A 20,770-nucleotide genomic window follows, 5' to 3' on the forward strand; every position below is an offset into this window, starting at 1 on the left:
TTAACGCGCAAGATAATGGAAAGTGGTCCCGGCGACCCGACCAGAATGCTCTCCTTGAATATATAAGATATGGTAGCCACGCTTCAGGAATTTATCAGGAGAAAAGAAAGCATTGGCTCTTCCCTCCTCATTAACTTTCACGCTGCCGATTGGGTTATTGAAATTATCGATAAAAGCAACGATATCTTCTCCAGGTTCAAATCCAGCAATATCTACTCCAGTAGTCTCACTACTATCGAGCCAAAAATCTCTCAGCATCACTCGAGCACGCGCCGGAGACTTCACTGGAGCTTTAACCGGAGACTTCACTGGAGCTTTAACCGGAGACTTCACTGGAGCTTTAACCGGAGACTCCGGAACAGGTTTGGAAGTATTTTGTTCATCGTCAGAGTCCAAATTGCGTTTCACTATTGATGCAGCAGCACGAAGAGCAGCTGGCGCATCGAGTAAACCTTGTCCGCATCCGCCACGGCATTCTTTAATCTGCTTGGTAGAGGCTACCAATGCGTCTTTAACTTGAAGCGGAGTCATTTCAGGGAACTTGGATTTAAGTAATGCTGCTACACCAGTAACATGAGGAGTAGCCTGCGATGTTCCCTGCATCCAAATATAATTTGGTTTTCCTGGCCGCGAGCTTGAGCTGTTACCGGCCGACAAAATCTGGTTTTCTCGTGATCCATTTCCTCCGGGGGCAGAAAGTGTTAGATTCGGACCATAATTCGAGAAACTAGACTGCTCTCCTTTAGCTCCCGTTGCACCTACTGTGATCACGCCTTCACAATTTGCTGGTGTCGAATATCGGGCATTCTGGCTTTCGTTACCTGCAGCTACAACAACTGTCGCTCCGCGCTTGATAGCTTCATTGATTGCATTCTGATAAACATGCGGACACTGTGGCGCGTTTCCTCCAAGACTCAGATTAATAACTTGCGCAGGGTTTTGATTGTGTGGCATGCCTGGGACGTCACCACCAGCCGCCCATATGATTCCGTCTGCAATATCAACAGAAGTACCACCACATCGTCCTAGAACACGGACTGGTTGAATGGATGACTTTGGAGCAATACCGTCGATACCAGATCCGTCACGTTCTGCTCCAATAATCCCCGCCACATGAGTACCATGCCAAGACGACGCTCTGGGGCGTTCGGGCCAATTTCCACACTCGTGCGCACTCATCCAGTCTCCCTCATCCCGCGGATTCATATCACGCCCGTCGTAATCACGACTGAAAGACGGATTCGAAATCATGTCTGCGCCCGGTACCAGTTTATTGTTTAACTCCGGATGATCGACGATACCCGTATCAAGTACGGCCACAGTCACACCTTCGCCTTGGCTATAACGCCATGCTTCTGCAACATTTATCCCTGCATCTTCATCTAGATTCCATTGATAACTGGCATAGTTTCCGCTACCTATCTCATCAGCGTTCATATTGTTCGGCCTGGCTATATACACAGGTTCTACAAACTCTACGTCCGCATCGTTCTCAAGGTTTTCTACCAAGCTTTCAGCATCATTTTCCGAAAGCTCTTTATTGAGGGAAATCATCGCAGTGTTCTGTGCACCTGCTTTAGACCCGGTCAATTGAGCTTTTTCCTCGGTAAGCGCCTGATCGATTCTCTTTTGTTCTTCAGCAGGTAGCCGATCTTGGACGCCTTCAGCCTCAGTTGAATTTTGGATTGCTTCAGCAGGTTCAGACCCCGCTTTGTACTTGATAACGAATTGATCTGTATTAACTTCCAGCTTTTGTATCTCGTTTGCTTTAGCTAACGGGAGTGGCTCGATCGCTGTTGTAGCAAGAGCCAACATTACTGCAAACGTTCCGGAGATCCTTATAAGAACGTTTTTCTGCACAGCCATACCTCTTTCGATAGGTAACGGACGGATAAGATTATTCCTCTAAACACATTATGCCTAGAAAAAATAATAGGATTGACTTAACAACGAGCGCTATTCGACATTCACGAAAACTAAAAATGTGTATTTAGTCGCCTAGTCGAAAGTTAGCTTTGCGTATTTCTTATAATTCAACGAATTTATCGAAGGACCTCAAGAGCACCAACGGATCTATGCACGCGGGTGGGCTTGTCCAAATGCTGCTCGTAGCCGTTCTGCACTAACATGCGTATAGCGCTGCGTTGTCCCAATTGACGAATGTCCGAGTATTTCTTGCACAGCTCGTAAATCTGATCCGCCGTCAAGTAGATGTGTGGCGGCCGAGTGCCGTAAATCGTGTGGCGTAATATCTGGAAGATTTGCTTGGATCGTCAGCTGGCTGAGCGATTTCCGAACAACACGCGGGTCTATTCGCTTCCCGCGCGCCCCAATAAACAAAGCCGGATCCTGAACGTTACTCCCTAATAGGGACGAACGCACGCTCAACCATGCCATGAGAGCTGTGCGGGCTGGACGTCCAAAAGGCACCACCCGTTCTTTGTTGCCTTTACCCAGCACTCGTATGGAATTATCCGGAGAGATATCGCCAATATTGATTCCAACTAACTCACTTATTCGAATTGCTGTGGCATAGAGCAGTTCAAAAATTGCAGCATCCCGAATAGCAATCGGATCTCCCGATTGTGTATTCTCATGAGCTACTCGGAGTAGTTCACGCGCCTGGGCAACAGATAACACATGTGGTAACTCATTTGCTGCTCGCGGAGCTTTAAGCTGTGCCCCCGGATCGTGATCAATTATTCCGGCTTTCAACATCCACGCAGTAAAAGTGCGCACTGCGGCAGAATGCCGCGCTATCGAAGAACGAGCGTGTCCAGATTGTTGGCGATATGCCAACCAAGAACGTAAATCACGAATGTCAAGTTCCCCAATAGCTACCGCAGCGTTGTCCGACTGCTGATGTAAGAACTCCAAAAGCGATCGTGCTTCGGCAAGATATGCGCGGCATGTATGATCGGACAGACCACGCCGCAAACTAATTTCTCGGTTATATCGAGCAAGGATATTCTCTAATGCTTGTGGTAGCTCCGCAGTCATGCTTTCTATTCTAGCCTAGGAGTTCATACTCGCCTCCACCCTGAAGGCACGTTGCGCGCCCGGCCCAATAGTTCTAATCGAGCAAGTTTCACCAGAGCTTCTCTCTCACTCACCCCAGCAACACGAGCAATCGAGGATGCCGTTGCTGCACAAGTGAGTGGAATTGCCTCCCAAACCTGCTCCAAGATCTTGTCAAAGCCGTCATCAGGCATCTGGAAAATATCTTCTCCTTCACCCGTGGAAAGCGTTAACTGTTGCCAAGAGACGAGTTCGCGCACATCTGCGCTATTACGAATTAGCGTTGCCCCGTTACGGATCAAAAGATGACAACCGTCGGCAACCGGAGTATCCACTAATCCTGGACACGCACCTACTGGCCGACCGCAGTCAATTGCATGACGCGCAGTAGATAATGCACCCGAACGGCTAGGAGCCTCCACTACCACTGTTCCAGCACCTAATGCTGCGATAATCCGATTCCGAGATAAAAAACGATGTCGTTGTGGCGCCGCTCCTGGCGGAGATTCAGACAGAATGGCTCCTTGAGCTATCGTTGCGGTAAAAAGATCTGAATGTGCGAGTGGATACGGTCTATCTACGCCGCCAGCCGATACTATGATGGTCTGTTTCCCATTGTGTAAGGCACCCAGATGAGCTTGCGCATCGATTCCAAAAGCTCCGCCAGAGACAATAATGTGGGTATCAGAAAGATCGCAGGCCAAATTTCGGGCGATTCTTTTTCCGTAGGAACTAGCTGCACGTGATCCAACTAGTGAAATAGCCGGACGCGAAAGAACGTCAACATCTCCGCGAATCCACAGGCCAAAAACTGGAGCGCTGAGATCATCTAAAGAGAACGGCCACTGTTTATCACCGGGTATCAAAAAACTGATGCCCATGCGTTTCATCGTAAACGTACTCATTTCTTGATACGACGCTAACCGTAACTGCCATGCTTGCATCGTTCTTCGCACGTAATCACCGCGAGCGCCGCTGCGTTGTATAGCTTCTTCGATTTCATCGCTCAGCTGACTGTGGGTACCGTATTCTTTTACCCACGACAATGCCTGCTCATATGAAGTAGCTTCAATAAGTGCGTGCGCGAGTGGATGGCCACCTTCGCATAGATAGCTCCACGCTTGAGCAGCACTATGTTCATTACCCATTATGTCTCCTCAATATTTGTTCGCAGAGAGAAAGCTAATGCCACATCGTCATCAGTAGGATGCGCATGTTCGTTAATATCGGCAACGGACCACGCTAGTTTCAAAATTCGGTCCATCCCGCGCATAGACAGCTGGCCCACACGTAACCTATTATCGAACAATGCCGAAATAGCGCTGCTCAATGTAGTGTGCTCCCGTAACCATGAACCACTGAGCTGGCTATTCCGGACGTTTTGTCGCTCATATTGCCGTTGCTGAGCACACTCTATTTTGGCTCGCATGCGGGCACTCGTCGTCGTGCTCCCCATGTTGAGATCAGCTTTTGTGGGACGGTTAAGAGATATAACGACGTCGATCCGGTCCCGCACCGGCCCGCCTAACCGAGATTGGTAACTACGTAAGTCGCGCGAAGTGCACTGGCAGGCTCCTGGACCGTCAAGAGCTTTCCCGCATTTACACGGGTTAGCGGCAGCTATGAGCTGAAACCGCGCGGGAAAACGAACCCTGGCAGAGCTGCGTGCGATGTCGATATACCCTGTTTCGAGTGGTTCTCGCAAAGCTTGGATAGCACGTGGTGAAAACTCAGCAAATTCGTCGCAAAAGAGGATTCCATTGTGAGCCGCAGTTATCGCACCGGGGCGGGCAATAGTGCTTCCGCCACCAATCAGAGCAGCTACCGAGGTGGTATGGTGCGGACTCGCTAACGGTGGCCGGAAATTTAATTCCGCGCAACTTTGACCCTGCACGGATTGGATAATAGCTACCTCTATCGCTTCATCAGCTGATAGATCCGGCATAACAGTTGGTATCCGTTGGGCAATCATCGATTTTCCGACACCCGGTGAACCCAGCATCAACATATGGTGTCCCCCAGCTACGGCGACTTCAGTAGCAATTAGTGCTGATTCTTGACCGTATACCTCAGCCATATCGAGTCGCTGGTCGGGCATTTTTGCAGGCAACGCTAACGAGTTCTTGCCCGGACTATCAAATTGCGGGATACCCGTTTCCATCCATTGTGCGATTTGGGCGAGGCCAGCTACTGGCACAATGTTCACCCCATCAACCAGTTGCGCCTCATGAGCATTTTCTTGTGGAACAAGTACTGTTTTCAAGCCGTTTTCTTTTGCGGCCACGACGCTGGGCAGAACTCCTGGAATCGGACGTACACTCCCATCCAGCCCTAGTTCTCCGATAGCCATCGCGCGCTTAGTTAATGGCCTATAGCCTTGGGCACATAAGATCGCGATAGCTAGGCCAAGATCTAACCCGGTGCCCGTCTTTGGCAGTGCACCGGGTGATAAATTTATTGTCAACCGTTCTTGTGGCCAAGGCAGACCGACCTGAGAAAAACTTGCGCGCAAGCGTTCCCGTGCTTCGTTCACTGCAGTATCAGGTAAGCCGACGATGGAGCACCGTGGCAGCCCGGGAAGAATAACTGCCTCAATAAGTACCGGTTGAGCACTGATTCCGATCAACGTCATGCTCATCGCACGCCCGACAATACCGATACTCATGCGACATTCCGAATGTGGTTAAGTCGAAAATCGTCAACGGTTCTCGCCGTAATTGCGATAACGTCAATCGCTATCCGAGCAGCGCGCCGACGTTGGATATGTTGCCAGTGCCCGAAGGCTCGCCGAATTCGTTCTATTTTCTGGCGGGTAACGGCTTCTTCTGGAGCTCCGTAGCGTACACACCGCCGGGTCTTAACTTCGATTGCTACGAGCGCGTCACGCGCTGGATCATATGCGACAATATCTAATTCGCCCGCGGGACTACGCCAGTTGCGGTCTAAGACGGCCCAGCCGCGGGACTGCACATAGCGCGAAGCAGTTTCTTCTCCCCAGGCACCCAACGACTGCCGATTATTTAGTGTTTCCATAAGTTAATGAAAACAAATGCGGCATCGCGGCCAACGAGAAAAAATAAATCTGTGGAGAAACGTTTAGCTAAATGATCTTGTGGAAAAGCCGGACATCACATTGCCAGTTCATGCGTAATATCTGGCTTATTCAGCTCTTCGACATTGACGTCTTTAAACGTTACTACGCGAGCTTCGCGAATAAACCGAGATGGCCGGTAAATATCCCAGACCCATGCATCTTTCAACATCACTTCAAAGAAAATATCACCAGAGGCCGAGGCGCGAACCTTCACATCGACGTCGTTCGCCAAGTAGAACCGTCGCTCAGTTTCAACAACAAACCGGAATAGATTAACAACTTCACGATACTCGCGGTACAACGCCAACTCAGCGTCTGCCTCAAAGTTTTCCAATTCACTCATTATTTGCCTGTCCAATCGTTGAGCTCACACCAGGGAGTTTCCACGCTGTCCGATGAAAATCGCACGGCCCATGTTCTGCTAAACCAGCGATATGTTGTGCTGAAGCATAGCCTTTGTTACGTTCAAAACCATACTCAGGAAAATTCTGAGCAGCCTGAACCATAATCGCATCACGTTCTACCTTAGCTAATACACTCGCTGCTGCCACGACAGCGCAACGCGCGTCGCCTTTTACTTCCATGTGCACCGGTAATGCTGGTAGCGTGCAACCGGCATCGAATAGCCCGTCCGATGTCCACCAGTCGTGACTACCGTCAAGTAGTATTCCACCAATATCGTACTGGGTTAGTTGCGCTAATGCGTGGCTCGCGGCAATCCGTAGTGCACCGATAATCCCAAACTCATTAACGTCATAGGCGTTCGCATGTCCAACTGCACGAGCACTTACCCACGATGACACCGGTTCAATCAGGTTTTCACGTGCTCGCGGCGATAGCAACTTAGAATCCCGCAAATTTTCCGGGAAGTCATCCTTCGTCTGGAGATTGACAAGAGCAATACCTACACTTGCTGGACCAGCAATGGCACCGCGCCCTACTTCATCTACGCCCGCCAAAAATGCTCCGGGTTTCAGCGTTTTTAGTAGTTCTTTTTCAACAACACGATCAGGATGCAACATTCACACTAGCCAATCACCGTTGTGGTTCAGGAACGCCTTCAAAAACCTTCGATACATCCGGTAAGGTTCCAAATCGAGATACAGGCAAAATACGCAACCAAGCGCGCCCTTCTATATTTCGAATCGGCACAAAGCCAGATCCATCAACTCGTTGGTGATACCGCGAATCACTCGAATCAGAACGGTTATCTCCCATGACCCACACGTGTCCACGCGGGACTCGCACGTCAAAGGTCTCGTCAGAAGGCGCTACCCCGGGTTTAATATAAGTTTCATCGAGGCTATGCCCATTGACCATCATGCGTCCTTTGTCGTCACAACATGAGACGTGGTCTCCCGGTAAACCTATAAGCCGTTTAATCAGGTGGCTTCCGGCATTCTTTGGCATAAGTCCGACTGCTTCGCCTACTTTTTGGATGCCAGCTTGCCACCCGGAAGGTTCAGGTACCTGGGTGTTGGCTAACCATTGCCCTGGATCCCGGAACACTACGATGTCACCGCGGTTAAGATCATCAGCGCTATTGGCAAGTTTATTGACCACAACCCTATCATCAATGATGATGGTGTCCTCCATAGAACCGGACGGGATCTCAAAAGCCTGCAGAAAAAATGTTTTTAGTAGCACTGAGAATAACAGTGCAATCGCCACAATAGTACCAATCTCAAGAATTGACGAGAAAAATCTGCGGCCAAGAGATACCGGTTTTTTATCCGCTGGGATAACAATTCGTAAACGTTGAGCCCGCGCTTCATCAAGCGACACCGGTTCGATAGTTGGTGGCATCACGTCAGGAGCCGGAGCGTAGCGCTCGGCTTCAATCTCTTCACCGGTATCCGATGTCATCTTTCTCCTGACGTATAAATTTACGACTCTTTAAGCCTACATAAGCAGCCTTGGTTGTGCGTAGGTCAACTACCGCGCGTCACGTATCAGTTCCATCACAATACAGAAATGCCCCGACATATAGCCGGGACATTTCTTACAAATACGATCAGCGAGCGTCGGTACGCTTCTCCTTGATCTTAGCTGCCTTACCGTGCAAATTGCGTAGGTAGTACAGCTTAGCCCGGCGGACATCACCACGGGTCACGACCTCGATGGAGTCAACATTCGGGGAGTGCAGTGGGAACGTACGCTCCACACCAACGCCAAACGATGACTTGCGGACGGTGAATGTACCGTTGACACCGGTGCCGCCCTTACGAGCGATAACTAGGCCTTGGAAGACCTGGATACGGTGACGGTTACCTTCGACAACCTTGACGTTAACCTTGACGGTATCGCCAGCGCGGAAGTCTGGGCGCTCAGTGAGCTGGGATTCAGCAATCTTCTTTAGAAAATCCATGATTCTCTCAACCATTCTGCGCGCAGGTCAGAATGCTTTCCGGGGTTACCCCCGTTCGTATGTGCATTTATCTTGCCTCGTACGCCACCCCCTGCGGCAGGCTCTGGTGTACGCGTTATAGCAAGCGTTTCTTATTCTGCCAGATTGAGTGGCCGCACTAAAGTGACTTCACTATTATTCGCGTCACCAACATTGCCGGTACGTTCCCCGAAAGACACGAATCCGGACTTTTTGAGCGCCTTCTGTGCCCGGCGATTAGCGTTGGCCACTGCAGTCCACACGTCTGCATGATTCGGGACCGCAGAACAGTCACGGAGCTTCTTGAATGTTTCTGTCATCAGCAATCCATATAGTCCGCTACCTCGCCACAATCGATCGAGGTAGATTCCTGCAACGTACACCAGATCCGATGCTTGCGGAGCTCCTAGATGATGAGTTATCTGTGTATCCCACATTGCATGAGAAAATCCGATAATTTCGCGTTCCAGTTCTGCAACGAGAACAAGCTGGGCGCCATTCGTGATCCACGAGCGAACGTTTTCTTTATTCACATGCTGGGTTATGTGCATCTGGACATCTGTTTCGGACACATTCCGATCAAGACCATCTGGGAAGGTACGTCGCGCAAGTTCGGTAAGCGCTTCGACGTCGGCTTCACCAGCTAAACGCACGGTCACCTGTTTTACTGGTCCATCCGTTTTGCGAGGACGAATCCATCCGTACTGAGCTAAGAGGGCACAATCTTTCTTGTCGAGATTGCTCACTCGCTCGATCATGTCCGGCCGGCGTACTGCGGTTTTTTCAAGGGCGCGATCCCGGCGCCATCGGGCGACGGCTTGGTGATTTCCGGACGTCAAAACCTCAGGTACCTCTATCCCTCGAAATTCCGCTGGCCGAGTATAAACCGGGTATTCCAGCAGACCGGCTTCGCCATGGGATTCTTCAACTAAGGATTCTGGGTTGCCAACCATACCTGGCACCAAACGTCCGACGGCTTCGATCAGTGCAGTAGCAGCTACCTCACCGCCATTGAGTACGTAGTCTCCAAGCGAATATTCATAGACGACGACGTCGGGCTGGCTTGCGTAATACTCAGCCACTCGGGAATCAATTCCTTCGTACCGCCCACACGCGATAATCATATGATCTGCCTGTGCCAGCTCATAACAACGCTGCTGCGTGAGCGGATGACCAGAAGGTGTTGGGATTGCGAGGACACATTGCCCGGCTATACCGGAACGTGCGCGTACATCATCGAGAGCAGCACCCCAAATATCTGGCTTCATAACCATGCCGGCGCCACCACCGAATGGCGTATCGTCCACAGTTCGGTGGACGTCTGTGGCCCAATCGCGTACATCGTGGACTTCAATATCAATCAATCCACGGGCACGTGCTTTTCCCACTAGAGAAACGTCGAGAACTCCAAAGAATTCCGGGAATACGGTCATGACGTCGATGCGCATCAGTCGATCTCCAGCTCGTCATCAGAGAACAGGCCAGCCGGCGCATCAATGATCACACAGTGATCGTCTAGGTCTACTTCAGTAACAATCGCTTTGACGAATGGTACTCGAGTCATTATCCCGTCCGGCTCGCGCACAATGAGATAGTCATGAGCGGGTCCTGGTTCGAGTCCAGTTACTTCACCGAGCTCATATCCTTCCGGGTCTAAGGCTTCGAGCCCAACAAGTTCATGTGGGTACCACGCATCTTCTTCGACTTCATCTTCGTCGGTCTCGATCACAAGTTTGGCATTACGCATTGCTTCGGCACCGGTCCGATCTGCATATTCCGCAAAAGTGACGAACGTAGACCCTTTGTAGGAGCGCACACTTGCGATTGTAACCGGACCAAGATCAGCAGGGTCTGTTTCATACATTGCGCCGACGACGAGTCGGCGTTCCGGCGCATCAGTGCGCACATTAAGTTTGACTTCACCTTTGAGCCCATGAGCAGAACCGACAATAGCAACTGTTAAAAGCATGATGACCTTTCTAATAAACAGACCCGCCCTCGTTTTCCAAGGGCGGGTCTGCTACACGTAAAATCAGCGATCAGTTTCGATCACATCAACGCGAACGGAACCGTTCGTTGCCAGTGCGCTCATCACAGAACGCAACGCCTTGGCCGTGCGGCCATTACGGCCAATCACGCGGCCCAAGTCCTCCGGGTTTACGCGAACTTCAAGAAGCTCACCGCGGCGGTTAGTTCGGGAAGAGACCTCGACATCATCGGGGTTATCCACGATTCCACGGACGAGGTGTTCCAAGGCTTCGGCTAACATCAGGCTTCCTCGGTCTCTTCAGCTGGGGCTTCGGCAGCTTCAGCAGCAGCCTTAGCTTCGGCCTCTTCGCGAGCCTTGGCCTTTGCAGCACGACGCTTCTCAGCCTCGTCCTGAACAGCCTTGATAGCTTCTTCGCGAGCCTTCTCAGCATCAACCTTTTCGACGGTCTTCAAGGTGGAGCCACCTTCAAGACCCTTGGCAGCCTGCCAATCACCGGTGATCTTCAACTGAGCGAGTACTGCTTCGGATGGCTGTGCGCCAACGCCGATCCAGTACTGAGCGCGCTCAGAATTGATGTCGATGGTTGAAGGCTCGGTATGTGGATTGTAGTAACCGATTTCTTCGATGACGCGGCCATCACGCTTCTTGCGCGAATCGACGACAACAACACGGTACTGCGCTTGACGGATTTTACCCATGCGCTTTAAACGAATCTTGACTGCCACTTTTGTGGTCACTCCTGGTTCTATAGTTGGGCGGAACATGACTCTGATCCGGTGGGAAATACACGTATCAGCGAACTGTTCCTAACTGAGGAATTCACCCGGTGAGAGGTCCGAATTGCATCCTGAGTACAACGAACCATTCTGCCAGATTTCCCACACCAACACCATTTAATCCACTGTTGCTACTGGTGGCATCGCTCACCTCTGGTCAGCTGCGCTGATGTGATTCTTCACGCACAATTTCCCATCCACAATAACTCTTATCCTGTACACAATAGGATTATGAGTTTTTCGTCAGAGTCTTCCCGTGATCTTTCTGCTTTCGCCTGGCTATCCGTGGGCGCCGCAGTCGTAACAATCAGTTTGAAATATGTTGCGTACGAAGTTACAGGTTCAGTATCACTTTTATCGGACGCGATGGAATCCGTTGTCAACCTAGTTGCCGCCATCGTCGCCCTGTTGGCTCTGAAGCTCGCCGCAAAGCCCGCAAATTCACGGTTTCCGTTCGGCCGGTCCAAAGCGGAGTATTTTTCTGCTGCCCTCGAAGGCGCAATGATCTTTGGCGCGGCCGCTCTCATCATGTTTACAGCTATTGAACGCCTGATTCGGCCGGTCGAGGTTGATCAGCTCGGTATCGGAATTATCATTTCTCTCATTGCGTCAGCTGTTAACGCTGCAGCTGGTTTTCTATTGTTAAGAGCAGGAAAAAGATACACCTCGCCCACTCTGATTGCGGACGCAAAACATCTGTTTACTGACATCGTCACTTCGGCTGGCGTCGTCGTCGGTGTTGGTCTAGTGGCAATCACGGGCTGGTCTCAGCTTGATCCGATTATCGCGATCTGCGTTGCGTTAAACATTATCTACGTTGGCGTTACTCTTATGCGGGACGCCCTAGCTGGACTTATGGATGTCGCATTGCCCGACGACGAAAACAAAGTCATCATCGAAATTCTCAATTCGCATACGCAAGAAGGACGTATTTCCTTCCACGGCCTGCAAACTCGCGTCTCCGGACATGACCGTCACATTAATTTCGATGCCCTTGTCCCTGATTTATGGACAGTCAAACAAGGCCATGACTTTGCTGAGAACCTCGTCCGCGAAATCCAACAACAATTATCAGATGCGACCGTGACAGTTCACGTCGAACCGATCAATGATCCAGAATCTTATAAGGACATTCCACAAGGCTATATCCCCTTGAAAAAAATGTAAAAGGTCATACAGTATAATTTATCAACTGTTGACGATCAGTATGTTCTAGCCGATGCACTCTAGAACAAGGAACGGAATTTCAATGAAGAAAACTCTGACCGTTATGTCGCTGGGTAGCTTATTACTCTCTGCCCTGCTCTATCTTGTCTTTGCTTCCCGCCTAATATCAGGAATAGGATTCCCATTCCTGCCACTTATCATTGCGGCTATGTTAGGTTTCGTAGGCATCGTCACCTTAAATATTCTGCTGGTGGCATCTTCATGGAATTCTCCATCACGAGCGCTAGCCGTCTTGTTTCTGATCGGAGAAGCCTGCTTACTTCTTGCCTTGTGTATTGGATTTGTGAGCGTTGACGAATACCCCTCATTGGGTCGCTTCCTTACTTCCACGCCACTTTCTACCGGTTTAAGCATCGCTGGCGTTGCCACATGGCTAGTGACGTTGGGGGTTTATTCACGCCGATCCCATTAACCCATAATCAAACCAAGTGACCGATACTCTATCCAGCTATTTCCATAGAAATAGTTTGAGTATCGGTCACTTTTTAGTTCTTTTTATGCCTGAAAACCGGATCCCATCGATAAACACCGAGGCGGGATGCAACGTCTGCGTAATATCTACTTCCGGATCGCTATCGTAGACAACGAAATCAGCCGGAGCTCCCTCCTCCCAAGTCGGCAATCCAATCCGAGAACGTCCCGCATAACTCGCATTCGCCATCGCAAAATCTGGCGGGAAACCATCAGCTACGGCGTCAATAAGTTCATGTGGCATCGATAGTTCGCCAACGTTCTCCGACGTATCCGTGCCCAACAGCATAGGTACTCCCGATTCCATCATTAGCTCTAAATGCTCGCGCCGCTTCCGGTCCATTCCCCGCATCCGTTCCACATAGATCGGGAAACGCGAACCGGCGTCAGCAAATTCTGGAAACCGCCTAATTTGATGGACGGTCGGGGTAATCAGAATTCCACGATGCGCAGCTTCTTGCAGGTGCTCAGCCGTCATTCCAGTGCCGTGCTCGATACCGTCTACTCCGGCTTCGAGCAGATCATCGATAGTTTCGGTACAAAACGAGTGCACAGTTACTTTACCGCCACGTTCGTGAACCGCATCCACTGCATCCGCTAGAGCAGACTGGGGCCACACCGGACGATTGTCGCCCACTGCGCGATCAATCCAATCGCCCACGATTTTGATCCACCCATCAGATTTCTCGTACTCAATAATGGCTTGGCCGACGAGATCAGTTGGTTCAACTTCAACAGCTAGGTGACGCGTGTACCGTTTGGGACGGGAAATATGTTGGCCACAATGAATCACACGTGGCAAACCATCGTAGCGATCCTCATTGGGATTTTGCTGCCCACCGCAATCACGAACCGCGGTAACACCCCATCCGCGTAATGCGGTTAGCCGACGACGTACCTCACGCCGGTCAAGCAAACGTCCATCACGGTTGACACCCGGGTGGGTATGGGCATCAAGTAAGCCTGGATAAACATAGCCGACGACACTGGTTACGGCTCCCTGTGGTTTTTGCTGTGTTATGCGCCCGTCAACAATCCACATCTCACGATGCGACGTGCCCCGTAGCGTACCGCTCAGCCGATAATTCACCAACGAGCAAACCTATCGCAGGAATTTCTTTAGATCGTCCAAGTTCACGTCCGGCTGGGCGCTAGATTGTCCACCAAAAGCGCTTCCGGACGCTTCCCGTTTCCGAGCCGCTTCAAGCTCCTGTTGCCGACGCTTAGCCGGATTACCAGAGCGGCCTTTCTTCGAGCCGCTCTTCTTCTTAGCTTTCTTATTTTGTTTCTTGGTATACCCACCGCCCGGCATTCCCGGGATCGATGGCATTCCAGGCATGCCAGGGATTCCACCGCCGCGCGCCATTTGTGTCATCATCTTCTTGGCCTGCTCAAAGCGATCCATCAAAGAATTCACTTCTTGCACAGACGTACCCGAACCCTTAGCAATACGCATACGCCGAGAACCATTCAGAATCTTAGGATTGGCACGTTCTTTTTTAGTCATGGAGAGCACGATGGCTTCTTGGCGATCAATCTCGCGTTCGTCGAAACCTTCGATAGCCTCCCGGAACTGTCCCATACCCGGGAGCATGCCCATGATTTTCTTCATCGACCCCATCTTGCGCATCTGGTTAAGCTGCGCCAAGAAATCGTCAAGAGTAAAATCGCCGCCTGCCATCTTAGCGGCTAAGTCAGCAGCTTCTTCCTCATTCCAGGTGCGTTCCGCCTGTTCAATAAGAGTGAGAATATCACCCATATCGAGGATACGAGATGCCATCCGATCAGCATGGAACCGCTCAAACGCATCGAGTTTCTCACCAGTAGATGCAAAGAGTACTGGTTGACCGGTAACACCACGCACTGAAAGCGCCGCACCACCGCGGGCATCGCCGTCGAGCTTCGAGAGAACAACACCCGTGAATCCAACGCCGTCGCGGAAAGCCAACGACGTCGTCACTGCGTCCTGACCAATCATCGCGTCCAGCACAAACAAGATTTCATCCGGATTTACCGCGTCGCGAATATTGCGAGCCTGGGCCATCATTTCTTCATCGATGCCCAAACGACCTGCAGTATCAACCACAACCACGTCGAAGCCGTTTTCTTGAGCATGCGCAACACCGGAGCGAGCTACCTGAACCGGATCACCGATTCCGTTACCTGGCTGTGGCGCCCACACCTCAACGCCAGCTTGACCAGCAACAACCGTCAGCTGTTGCACGGCGTTTGGCCGCTGCAGATCAGATGCAACCAGCAACGGGCGCTTGCCACTTTCGCGCAGCCAGCGGCCCAGCTTCCCAGCCAAGGTGGTTTTACCAGCACCTTGCAAGCCGGCCAGCATAATGACTGTTGGACGTCCGGTAGCCCAATTCAGCTCCCGACTTTCCCCACCGAGCACCGCAATAAGCTCTTCGTTAACGATCTTAACAACTTGTTGTGCCGGGTTGAGTGCCTGCGAAGCAACAGCCCCTACAGCCTTTTCCCGAACCGCCGCCGTAAAAGTACGGACAACCGGTAACGCCACGTCAGCATCCAATAACGCGCGGCGAATATCGGAAATTACTGCCTCGACATCCTGCTCGGATAACCGACCGCGCTTGCGAAGATTCCGCAAGGAACCGGTAATACGATCAGAGAGGGAGTTGAACATGACAGACCTTTCGACAGGGATTAATCGGGAACGATAGGAGTTTTAGGATAGTAGCGAATCGACGAAGTTTTCTGGATCGAACGGAGCAAAATCATCCGCGCCCTCGCCCAGACCAACAAACTTCACTGGGACGCCAAGCGCACGCTGGACTGAAATAACGATTCCACCTTTTGCAGTACCGTCAAGCTTGGACAAGACGATACCAGTGATTCCGGCGGCTTGAGCAAACACTTCGGCCTGGCGCATGCCATTTTGACCAGTGGTTGCGTCTAGGACGAGCAGGACTTCGCCAGTAGGCACAGTTTTTTCCATAACGCGCTTAATTTTGCCGAGCTCATCCATAAGCCCAGCTTTGTTTTGGAGACGCCCAGCAGTATCAACGATGACGACGTCGACGCCGGTATCGGCTCCCTGCTTAACTGCGTCAAATGCTACCGAGGCCGGATCTGCGCCTTCACGGTCGGAGCGAACTACCTCTACCCCAACGCGTTCGCCCCAGGTGCAGAGCTGATCAGCTGCGGCCGCACGGAACGTATCTGCTGCTCCCAAAAGTACAGTGTGCTCTTGGGCAACAAGAAGACGAGCAAGTTTACCAGTGGTTGTAGTTTTACCAGTGCCATTAACACCAACCATCAAAATGGTAGCTGGTTTGTTCGTTAGTGCGAGCGAACGATCCATCTCCACATTGACGGCTTTCAATAATTCGTCACGCAATAGTTGCCGGGTATCGGCTTCCGGGCCAGCAACTTTCACTGCGGTGCGCAAGTTATCGAGAATCTCAGTGGTGGCATCTAAGCCAACATCAGCCATCAACAAGGTTTCTTCTAGTTCTTCCCAATCTGCTGGCGATAGGTCACCACGAGAAAGGATTCCAAGCAATGCCTGGCCGAGCCCACCCGAATGTGCCAAACGTGCCCGTAAGCGTTGCATACGCGACGGCATTGATTCTGGGACTTCCTGCGCCGGTGAACTAAGCACCGTATCTGGGGTAGGTTCTGCCTCTTCTTCAGCAGGTAGTAGTTGCGTTTGTTGGGCAGGCGGAAGCTGATCAGACCGGCGTGTTTTTATGAATGCAACCGCCCCACCAAGCGCAACAAGTGCTAGCAGGGAAACAATAATGACAAGATAAGTTAAAGAAGACACATGCTAATCTTCCCGCACAATGGAAGAAAAATAAACTTTAGGCGGCGTGATTTTCCTTCTTTAACATATCTGCTACCTTTTTAACCCTTTCCACACCAGGGTTTGATGCCAATTCACTCACCGCAGCATTGAGCTCTTCCGGTGTCAAATACGCGTCACCTTCATAAGGCGCAAACGTGGAAAACACATCATTGATAGAGACGTCATGATGCTCGATGGCAAACTGTTCAGTATCGAGCCGGTCTGCTCGCATCGCTTTAACAGCATCAACATAGTATCCAACGAAGCCCTTTTCAGGACAACGCCACGAAGCTATCAGCCAGATAACACCGATAGCAAATACAGACATTACACACACAACAATCAACGGTAACCACACACTCTTAGTGTGCCTTCACCAAGTTAGGAATGGATACAGGGCACGCTATTTCGTCAGTCACATTTGGGTAACATCTTTGAGGCGTTGTGAGATCACCGTGGTAACTCCGCCTTCGCGCATCGCCACGCCATAGAGTGCGTCGGCAATTTCCATTGTGCGCTTGTGGTGGGTGATGACTAAGAGCTGCGAATTTTCTTGAAGTTCGACGAAAATATCTAGGAGCCGGGAAAGATTGACATCATCTAATGCAGCTTCTACTTCGTCCATCACATAGAACGGTGATGGACGGGCCATGAAAATCGCAACCAAAAAAGCAAGAGCGGTCAAGGAGCGCTCGCCACCGGAGAGTAACGAAAGCCGTTTCACCCGTTTACCCGGCGGACGAGCTTCAATGTCAATTCCAGTCGTAAGGATCGAATCTGGATCCGTCAGCACCAATTTACCTTCTCCACCAGGAAACAGCCGCGGGAAAATACGTTCAAATGCGCGAGCCACATCTTGATATGCTCCACCCATCACTTCGTGAACGCGTGAGTCAATATCGCTCACTATCTGTAGCAGATCGGCACGCGACTGACGCAAATCAGCCAATTGTTCCGATAGGTAACTGTGGCGTTCTTCCAGCGCTGCGTGTTCTTCTAACGCCAATGGATTAATTTTTCCGAGTTTGGCGAGATCACGTTCCGCGCGGGCTAGTCGTTTTTCTTGTTCACTACGCACATACGGGTATGAGCGTGGACGTCCTTCGTCGTCTACCGATTCCGGATCAACAATGAGCTGATGTGGCCCGAACTCATCGATTAACGTGGCCGCTTCCATGCCAAGATCTTCGATGGCACGCTGAGCTAACTGCTTATACGTCAGTTGTAGTTCGGCAAGAGCCAGTTCGTGTTGGTGGCGGCTGTCGTCAAATTTTCGTTCCTGCGCCAAAGCTGCATCAAGTGTCCGGCGCGCCTGGGCTATGCCAGCTTCTCGTACCGAATGTGCTTCGTTCAGTTCTTCGCGTTCCTGATTGATCTCAGTCTCCAAACGCTGTGCCTCGCGTGCTGCCCGGTCAGCATACTCATATACTTTCTCAGCGATCTGTGCAGCCTGGGCGCGTCGTTGCGCGGCGCGTTCTTCTTGCGCAATCCGCGCTTCAACAGATCGCGCAGTGTTTTCTAAGGTGTCAGCTCGGCCAGCAACTGCGCGCAAGCGTTCTTCGCGGGTACGCAACGACAGCCGGGCTTCGGTTTCTTGAGCACGTGCTTGTATCGTTGCCTGATGCGCAGACTCACGCTGCGACTGCAACTGAGCTAATTTAGCTGTTTGCTCCGCTGGATCATCGCTGGTAGCCGCATTTCTTGATTCGAGTTCGGCGCATTTGTCAGTATGTGCCGCAAGATCAGCATCAATGCGTTGTATTCGCTGTTCATTTCGTTCGGTTTCCGCCTGCGCCGCGGAAAGGGATTGCCGTAACACTCCCAATTGGGCACTAATCGCCGCCACCTGAGAATCACGACTGGTGAGCTGAGTTGCGAGAAGATCATAGTTTTCTTGTGCCACGTTACGCGCAGAAATAGCTTTATCGATATCGCGTTGGGCTTCTTGTTCTACTTCGTGGGCACGTTCTGCTTGTTGTACCGCATCATCATAGAGAGCTTGTCTAGCCAAGATCGCATTATGCTCCACTTCCCCACCGCGAGCCGTAGTTAACGTGACGACGTCGCCAGCTAACGTTGCGACTCGCTGAGCACCAGCGTTCATGAGTTTGCGGGCAATGCGCAGATCCGTAGCAAGCACAGTATCAGCGAGGTAATAACGTAAGGCGTGTGCTACGTCGTCGTCCCCATGAATCACTGACGATGCCGAACGCGCCTCGTGCTCTGATACGCCGGCAGTCTCAATAAGTGTCTGCGTCTGATCGCCACAATCATGCCGGGCACTTATAAGGAAATCTACGTGTCCAGCATTTGCTTGGCGGGCAGCCTGCAAGGCGTCAATCGCGAGATCGACGTCGGTCACAACTGCACCATCTGCAATACCAAGCATCGCAGCTTCGATTCCAGCTTCCCAGCCAGCGTCGATTCGGATGGCATCACGCACAAGCCCATTGATCCCGATTCGGTGGGTGTCCAACGCCCATGCGGTAGCATTTTCTGGGGCAAGTGACAGTTTCAATGTTTCGGCTTTAGTTTGCCAGGCAACGCTTTGTCCCTGTGCCTGAGTTAGTGTTTCGCGAGCGCGCTCCACCTGTTCACTGGCAGCAGCAAGGTCTTTCGCGGCTTCCTCATGTTCAATGGCAAGGGTGTCATCGCCGTCGGTATGGGCAACAATATCTTGTTCAAGCCGGGCAACCTGGTCGGCAGCATCGCGGGCGCGAATCTGTGCATCGTTCCCAGCGCTGACTACGCGTTCGCGTTCTGCCGTCAACGCTTCGAGCCGCGACTTCACGGCAGTAATTTTGCCAGCTAACCGTGCTGCGGCTTCACGCTGGTCAGCCAAGGCACGATTGACCAACGCCAGCTCAGCATCTATGCTTCGTTCGGTCCGCTCACAGTCTTCCCGTTGGGTGATTACCGCGTTGAGGGTATCGTGCGCTTGCTGGACCAATGCGGTTAGTTCGTCTTCTTCTTGCCGCGCGACCTGTGCTCGCTCACGAATAGATTCGGGAGATTCGCCCCGGTGGATATCAGGCGTTGCCGAAAGCAAGGATCGGTGGCGTTCTCCCGCCAGCGCACGCAACGACGCGAAGCGTTCCGCCAGCGCTGTTACACGTTGCCAGTTATCGGTGAATTCGGCAAGCTTCGGGCTAGCTTGGGCGCGTTCGTTTTCCAGCCGTTCGAGTTCGTCGCGGGCGGTACTTACCGCATGCTCGATTGCTACTCGTTGTTGCGCAAGCGTCTGTTTATTGGTGGTTTGGCTGGCGAGCCGTGCCTGAGCTTGGGCTAGATCATCAGCTAGGAGCCGGGCGCGAGCGTCGAATACATGCTGTTGAATTGCTTGTGCACGGCGCGCGGTTGACGCTTGGCGAGCCAACGGGCCAAGTTGGCGGCGCAGTTCTGCGGTGAGGTCTTCGATCCGAGTGAGATTGGCTTGCATCGCATCGAGTTTGTGCAGGGCTTTTTCTTTACGACGACGATGCTTGAGTACTCCAGCAGCCTCTTCAATAAATGACCGGCGGTCTTCGGGAGTAGCGGTCAAAACTTGGTCGAGTTTTCCTTGCCCGATAATGACGTGCATCTGTCTGCCCATACCGGTGTCAGATAGGAGTTCTTGAATATCAAGCAACCGGCATGGACTGCCATTGATAGCATATTCAGAACCGCCCGCGCGGAATAGGGTCCGCGAAATTGTCACTTCCGAATAGTCAATGGGCAATGCGCCATCACTATTGTCAATCGTCAGCGAAACTTCGGCTCGGCCCAAGGCAGGACGTGATGCGGTTCCGGCAAAAATAACATCAGTCATATTGCCGCCGCGCAAATTTTTTGCGCCTTGTTCGCCCATCACCCATGCCAGGGCATCAACAACGTTCGACTTGCCCGATCCGTTCGGGCCGACAACACAGTTGATCCCTGGTTCAAAGTGGAGCGTGGTTGCCGAAGCAAAGGACTTAAAACCACGCAATGTGAGTGTTTTTAAGTGCACGTT

At 51.6% G+C, this 20,770-nt stretch carries 20 protein-coding genes; 2 read left to right on the forward strand and 18 right to left on the reverse strand.

Going from position 1 to position 20,770, the window contains the following annotated elements; genetic code table 11:
* The 13 genes from KSO86_RS03740 to rpsP all read right to left on the reverse strand — a co-directional run bounded on the left by KSO86_RS03740 (position 1) and on the right by rpsP (position 11,213).
* A complete protein-coding gene (locus KSO86_RS03740) occupies positions 1-1,860 on the reverse strand; it encodes a S8 family peptidase (protein ID WP_216378874.1) in 1,860 nt (619 codons plus the stop codon).
* 213 nt (positions 1,861-2,073) lie between these two features.
* A complete protein-coding gene (locus KSO86_RS03745; RefSeq protein ID WP_216378873.1) occupies positions 2,074-3,000 on the reverse strand; it encodes a tyrosine recombinase XerC in 927 nt (308 codons plus the stop codon).
* A 23-nt stretch (positions 3,001-3,023) separates the two neighbouring features.
* Positions 3,024-4,166 carry a DNA-processing protein DprA gene (gene dprA / locus KSO86_RS03750; protein WP_216378872.1) on the reverse strand — a complete coding sequence of 381 codons (1,143 nt, stop codon included), beginning with the start codon at positions 4,164-4,166 and terminating at the stop codon, positions 3,024-3,026.
* Positions 4,166-5,683, reverse strand: a complete 1,518-nt coding sequence (locus KSO86_RS03755) for a YifB family Mg chelatase-like AAA ATPase (protein WP_216378871.1) — start codon at positions 5,681-5,683, stop codon at positions 4,166-4,168. Before KSO86_RS03755 ends, dprA begins: the two co-directional genes overlap by 1 nt.
* Positions 5,680-6,051 (reverse strand): YraN family protein, encoded by a 372-nt coding sequence (locus KSO86_RS03760; protein WP_216378870.1) that lies wholly within the window; start codon positions 6,049-6,051, stop codon positions 5,680-5,682. The genes KSO86_RS03755 and KSO86_RS03760 overlap by 4 nt, the downstream gene beginning before the upstream one ends.
* 95 nt (positions 6,052-6,146) lie before the next feature.
* A complete protein-coding gene (locus tag KSO86_RS03765; protein WP_091282135.1) occupies positions 6,147-6,455 on the reverse strand; it encodes a DUF2469 domain-containing protein in 309 nt (102 codons plus the stop codon).
* Positions 6,448-7,134, reverse strand: coding sequence for a ribonuclease HII (rnhB, locus tag KSO86_RS03770; RefSeq protein WP_216378869.1), 687 nt, complete (start codon positions 7,132-7,134; stop codon positions 6,448-6,450). Before rnhB ends, KSO86_RS03765 begins: the two co-directional genes overlap by 8 nt.
* Positions 7,135-7,147: 13 nt before the next feature.
* The gene (lepB, locus tag KSO86_RS03775; RefSeq protein WP_216378868.1) at positions 7,148-7,978 is read right to left on the reverse strand and encodes a signal peptidase I; all 831 of its coding nucleotides are present in this window, start codon (positions 7,976-7,978) and stop codon (positions 7,148-7,150) included.
* Between the two features lie 148 nt (positions 7,979-8,126).
* On the reverse strand, positions 8,127-8,480 hold the full coding sequence (gene rplS, locus KSO86_RS03780) for a 50S ribosomal protein L19 (protein ID WP_231700089.1): 354 nt from the start codon (positions 8,478-8,480) through the stop codon (positions 8,127-8,129).
* A gap of 131 nt (positions 8,481-8,611) precedes the next feature.
* Positions 8,612-9,946: a tRNA (guanosine(37)-N1)-methyltransferase TrmD gene (gene trmD / locus KSO86_RS03785; RefSeq protein WP_216378867.1), complete on the reverse strand. Its 1,335-nt coding sequence runs from the start codon at positions 9,944-9,946 to the stop codon at positions 8,612-8,614.
* Positions 9,946-10,467: a ribosome maturation factor RimM gene (gene rimM / locus KSO86_RS03790; protein ID WP_216378866.1), complete on the reverse strand. Its 522-nt coding sequence runs from the start codon at positions 10,465-10,467 to the stop codon at positions 9,946-9,948. Before rimM ends, trmD begins: the two co-directional genes overlap by 1 nt.
* Positions 10,468-10,530: 63 nt before the next feature.
* Positions 10,531-10,767, reverse strand: coding sequence for an RNA-binding protein (locus KSO86_RS03795; protein WP_091282155.1), 237 nt, complete (start codon positions 10,765-10,767; stop codon positions 10,531-10,533).
* Positions 10,767-11,213, reverse strand: a complete 447-nt coding sequence (rpsP, locus tag KSO86_RS03800; RefSeq protein ID WP_216378865.1) for a 30S ribosomal protein S16 — start codon at positions 11,211-11,213, stop codon at positions 10,767-10,769. The genes KSO86_RS03795 and rpsP overlap by 1 nt, the downstream gene beginning before the upstream one ends.
* A 282-nt stretch (positions 11,214-11,495) precedes the next feature.
* Between rpsP and KSO86_RS03805 the strand changes: the two genes are divergently transcribed.
* Together KSO86_RS03805 and KSO86_RS03810 are read left to right on the forward strand one after the other, a co-directional pair.
* On the forward strand, positions 11,496-12,431 hold the full coding sequence (locus KSO86_RS03805) for a cation diffusion facilitator family transporter (RefSeq protein ID WP_216378864.1): 936 nt from the start codon (positions 11,496-11,498) through the stop codon (positions 12,429-12,431).
* A gap of 82 nt (positions 12,432-12,513) precedes the next feature.
* A complete protein-coding gene (locus KSO86_RS03810; protein WP_216378863.1) occupies positions 12,514-12,903 on the forward strand; it encodes a hypothetical protein in 390 nt (129 codons plus the stop codon).
* A gap of 66 nt (positions 12,904-12,969) precedes the next feature.
* Here the strand turns inward: KSO86_RS03810 and KSO86_RS03815 are convergent, their stop codons facing one another.
* The 5 genes from KSO86_RS03815 to smc are packed head-to-tail and all read right to left on the reverse strand — an operon-like array spanning position 12,970 to position 20,767.
* Entirely contained in the window at positions 12,970-14,052 is a 1,083-nt protein-coding gene (locus KSO86_RS03815; protein ID WP_366493505.1) for an amidohydrolase family protein, read from the reverse strand.
* A gap of 12 nt (positions 14,053-14,064) precedes the next feature.
* A complete protein-coding gene (ffh, locus tag KSO86_RS03820; protein WP_216378861.1) occupies positions 14,065-15,615 on the reverse strand; it encodes a signal recognition particle protein in 1,551 nt (516 codons plus the stop codon).
* Positions 15,616-15,657: 42 nt separating this feature from the next.
* Positions 15,658-16,758: a signal recognition particle-docking protein FtsY gene (gene ftsY / locus KSO86_RS03825; protein ID WP_216378860.1), complete on the reverse strand. Its 1,101-nt coding sequence runs from the start codon at positions 16,756-16,758 to the stop codon at positions 15,658-15,660.
* A gap of 37 nt (positions 16,759-16,795) precedes the next feature.
* Positions 16,796-17,137, reverse strand: coding sequence for a hypothetical protein (locus tag KSO86_RS03830; protein WP_216431830.1), 342 nt, complete (start codon positions 17,135-17,137; stop codon positions 16,796-16,798).
* 57 nt (positions 17,138-17,194) lie between these two features.
* On the reverse strand, positions 17,195-20,767 hold the full coding sequence (gene smc, locus KSO86_RS03835; RefSeq protein ID WP_216378858.1) for a chromosome segregation protein SMC: 3,573 nt from the start codon (positions 20,765-20,767) through the stop codon (positions 17,195-17,197).
* Positions 20,768-20,770 lie beyond the last annotated feature (3 nt).

Source organism: Arcanobacterium phocae (assembly GCF_018913465.1).
In the GTDB taxonomy this organism is placed as follows: Bacteria; Actinomycetota; Actinomycetes; order Actinomycetales; family Actinomycetaceae; genus Arcanobacterium; species Arcanobacterium phocae_A.

Bases quoted from the DNA above. Each gene is read 5' to 3' on its own strand.
- dprA (WP_216378872.1), bottom strand. From the start codon at position 4,166: ATGGGTAATGAACATAGTGCTGCTCAAGCGTGGAGCTATCTATGCGAA.
- KSO86_RS03760 (WP_216378870.1), bottom strand. From the start codon at position 6,051: ATGGAAACACTAAATAATCGGCAGTCGTTGGGTGCCTGGGGAGAAGAA.
- rplS (WP_231700089.1), bottom strand. From the start codon at position 8,480: ATGGATTTTCTAAAGAAGATTGCTGAATCCCAGCTCACTGAGCGCCCA.
- KSO86_RS03755 (WP_216378871.1), bottom strand. From the start codon at position 5,683: ATGAGTATCGGTATTGTCGGGCGTGCGATGAGCATGACGTTGATCGGA.
- KSO86_RS03810 (WP_216378863.1), top strand. From the start codon at position 12,514: ATGAAGAAAACTCTGACCGTTATGTCGCTGGGTAGCTTATTACTCTCT.
- trmD (WP_216378867.1), bottom strand. From the start codon at position 9,946: ATGCGCATCGACGTCATGACCGTATTCCCGGAATTCTTTGGAGTTCTC.
- rimM (WP_216378866.1), bottom strand. From the start codon at position 10,467: ATGCTTTTAACAGTTGCTATTGTCGGTTCTGCTCATGGGCTCAAAGGT.
- ffh (WP_216378861.1), bottom strand. From the start codon at position 15,615: ATGTTCAACTCCCTCTCTGATCGTATTACCGGTTCCTTGCGGAATCTT.
- lepB (WP_216378868.1), bottom strand. From the start codon at position 7,978: ATGACATCGGATACCGGTGAAGAGATTGAAGCCGAGCGCTACGCTCCG.
- KSO86_RS03795 (WP_091282155.1), bottom strand. From the start codon at position 10,767: ATGTTAGCCGAAGCCTTGGAACACCTCGTCCGTGGAATCGTGGATAAC.
- KSO86_RS03805 (WP_216378864.1), top strand. From the start codon at position 11,496: ATGAGTTTTTCGTCAGAGTCTTCCCGTGATCTTTCTGCTTTCGCCTGG.
- KSO86_RS03745 (WP_216378873.1), bottom strand. From the start codon at position 3,000: ATGACTGCGGAGCTACCACAAGCATTAGAGAATATCCTTGCTCGATAT.
- KSO86_RS03765 (WP_091282135.1), bottom strand. From the start codon at position 6,455: ATGAGTGAATTGGAAAACTTTGAGGCAGACGCTGAGTTGGCGTTGTAC.
- rnhB (WP_216378869.1), bottom strand. From the start codon at position 7,134: ATGTTGCATCCTGATCGTGTTGTTGAAAAAGAACTACTAAAAACGCTG.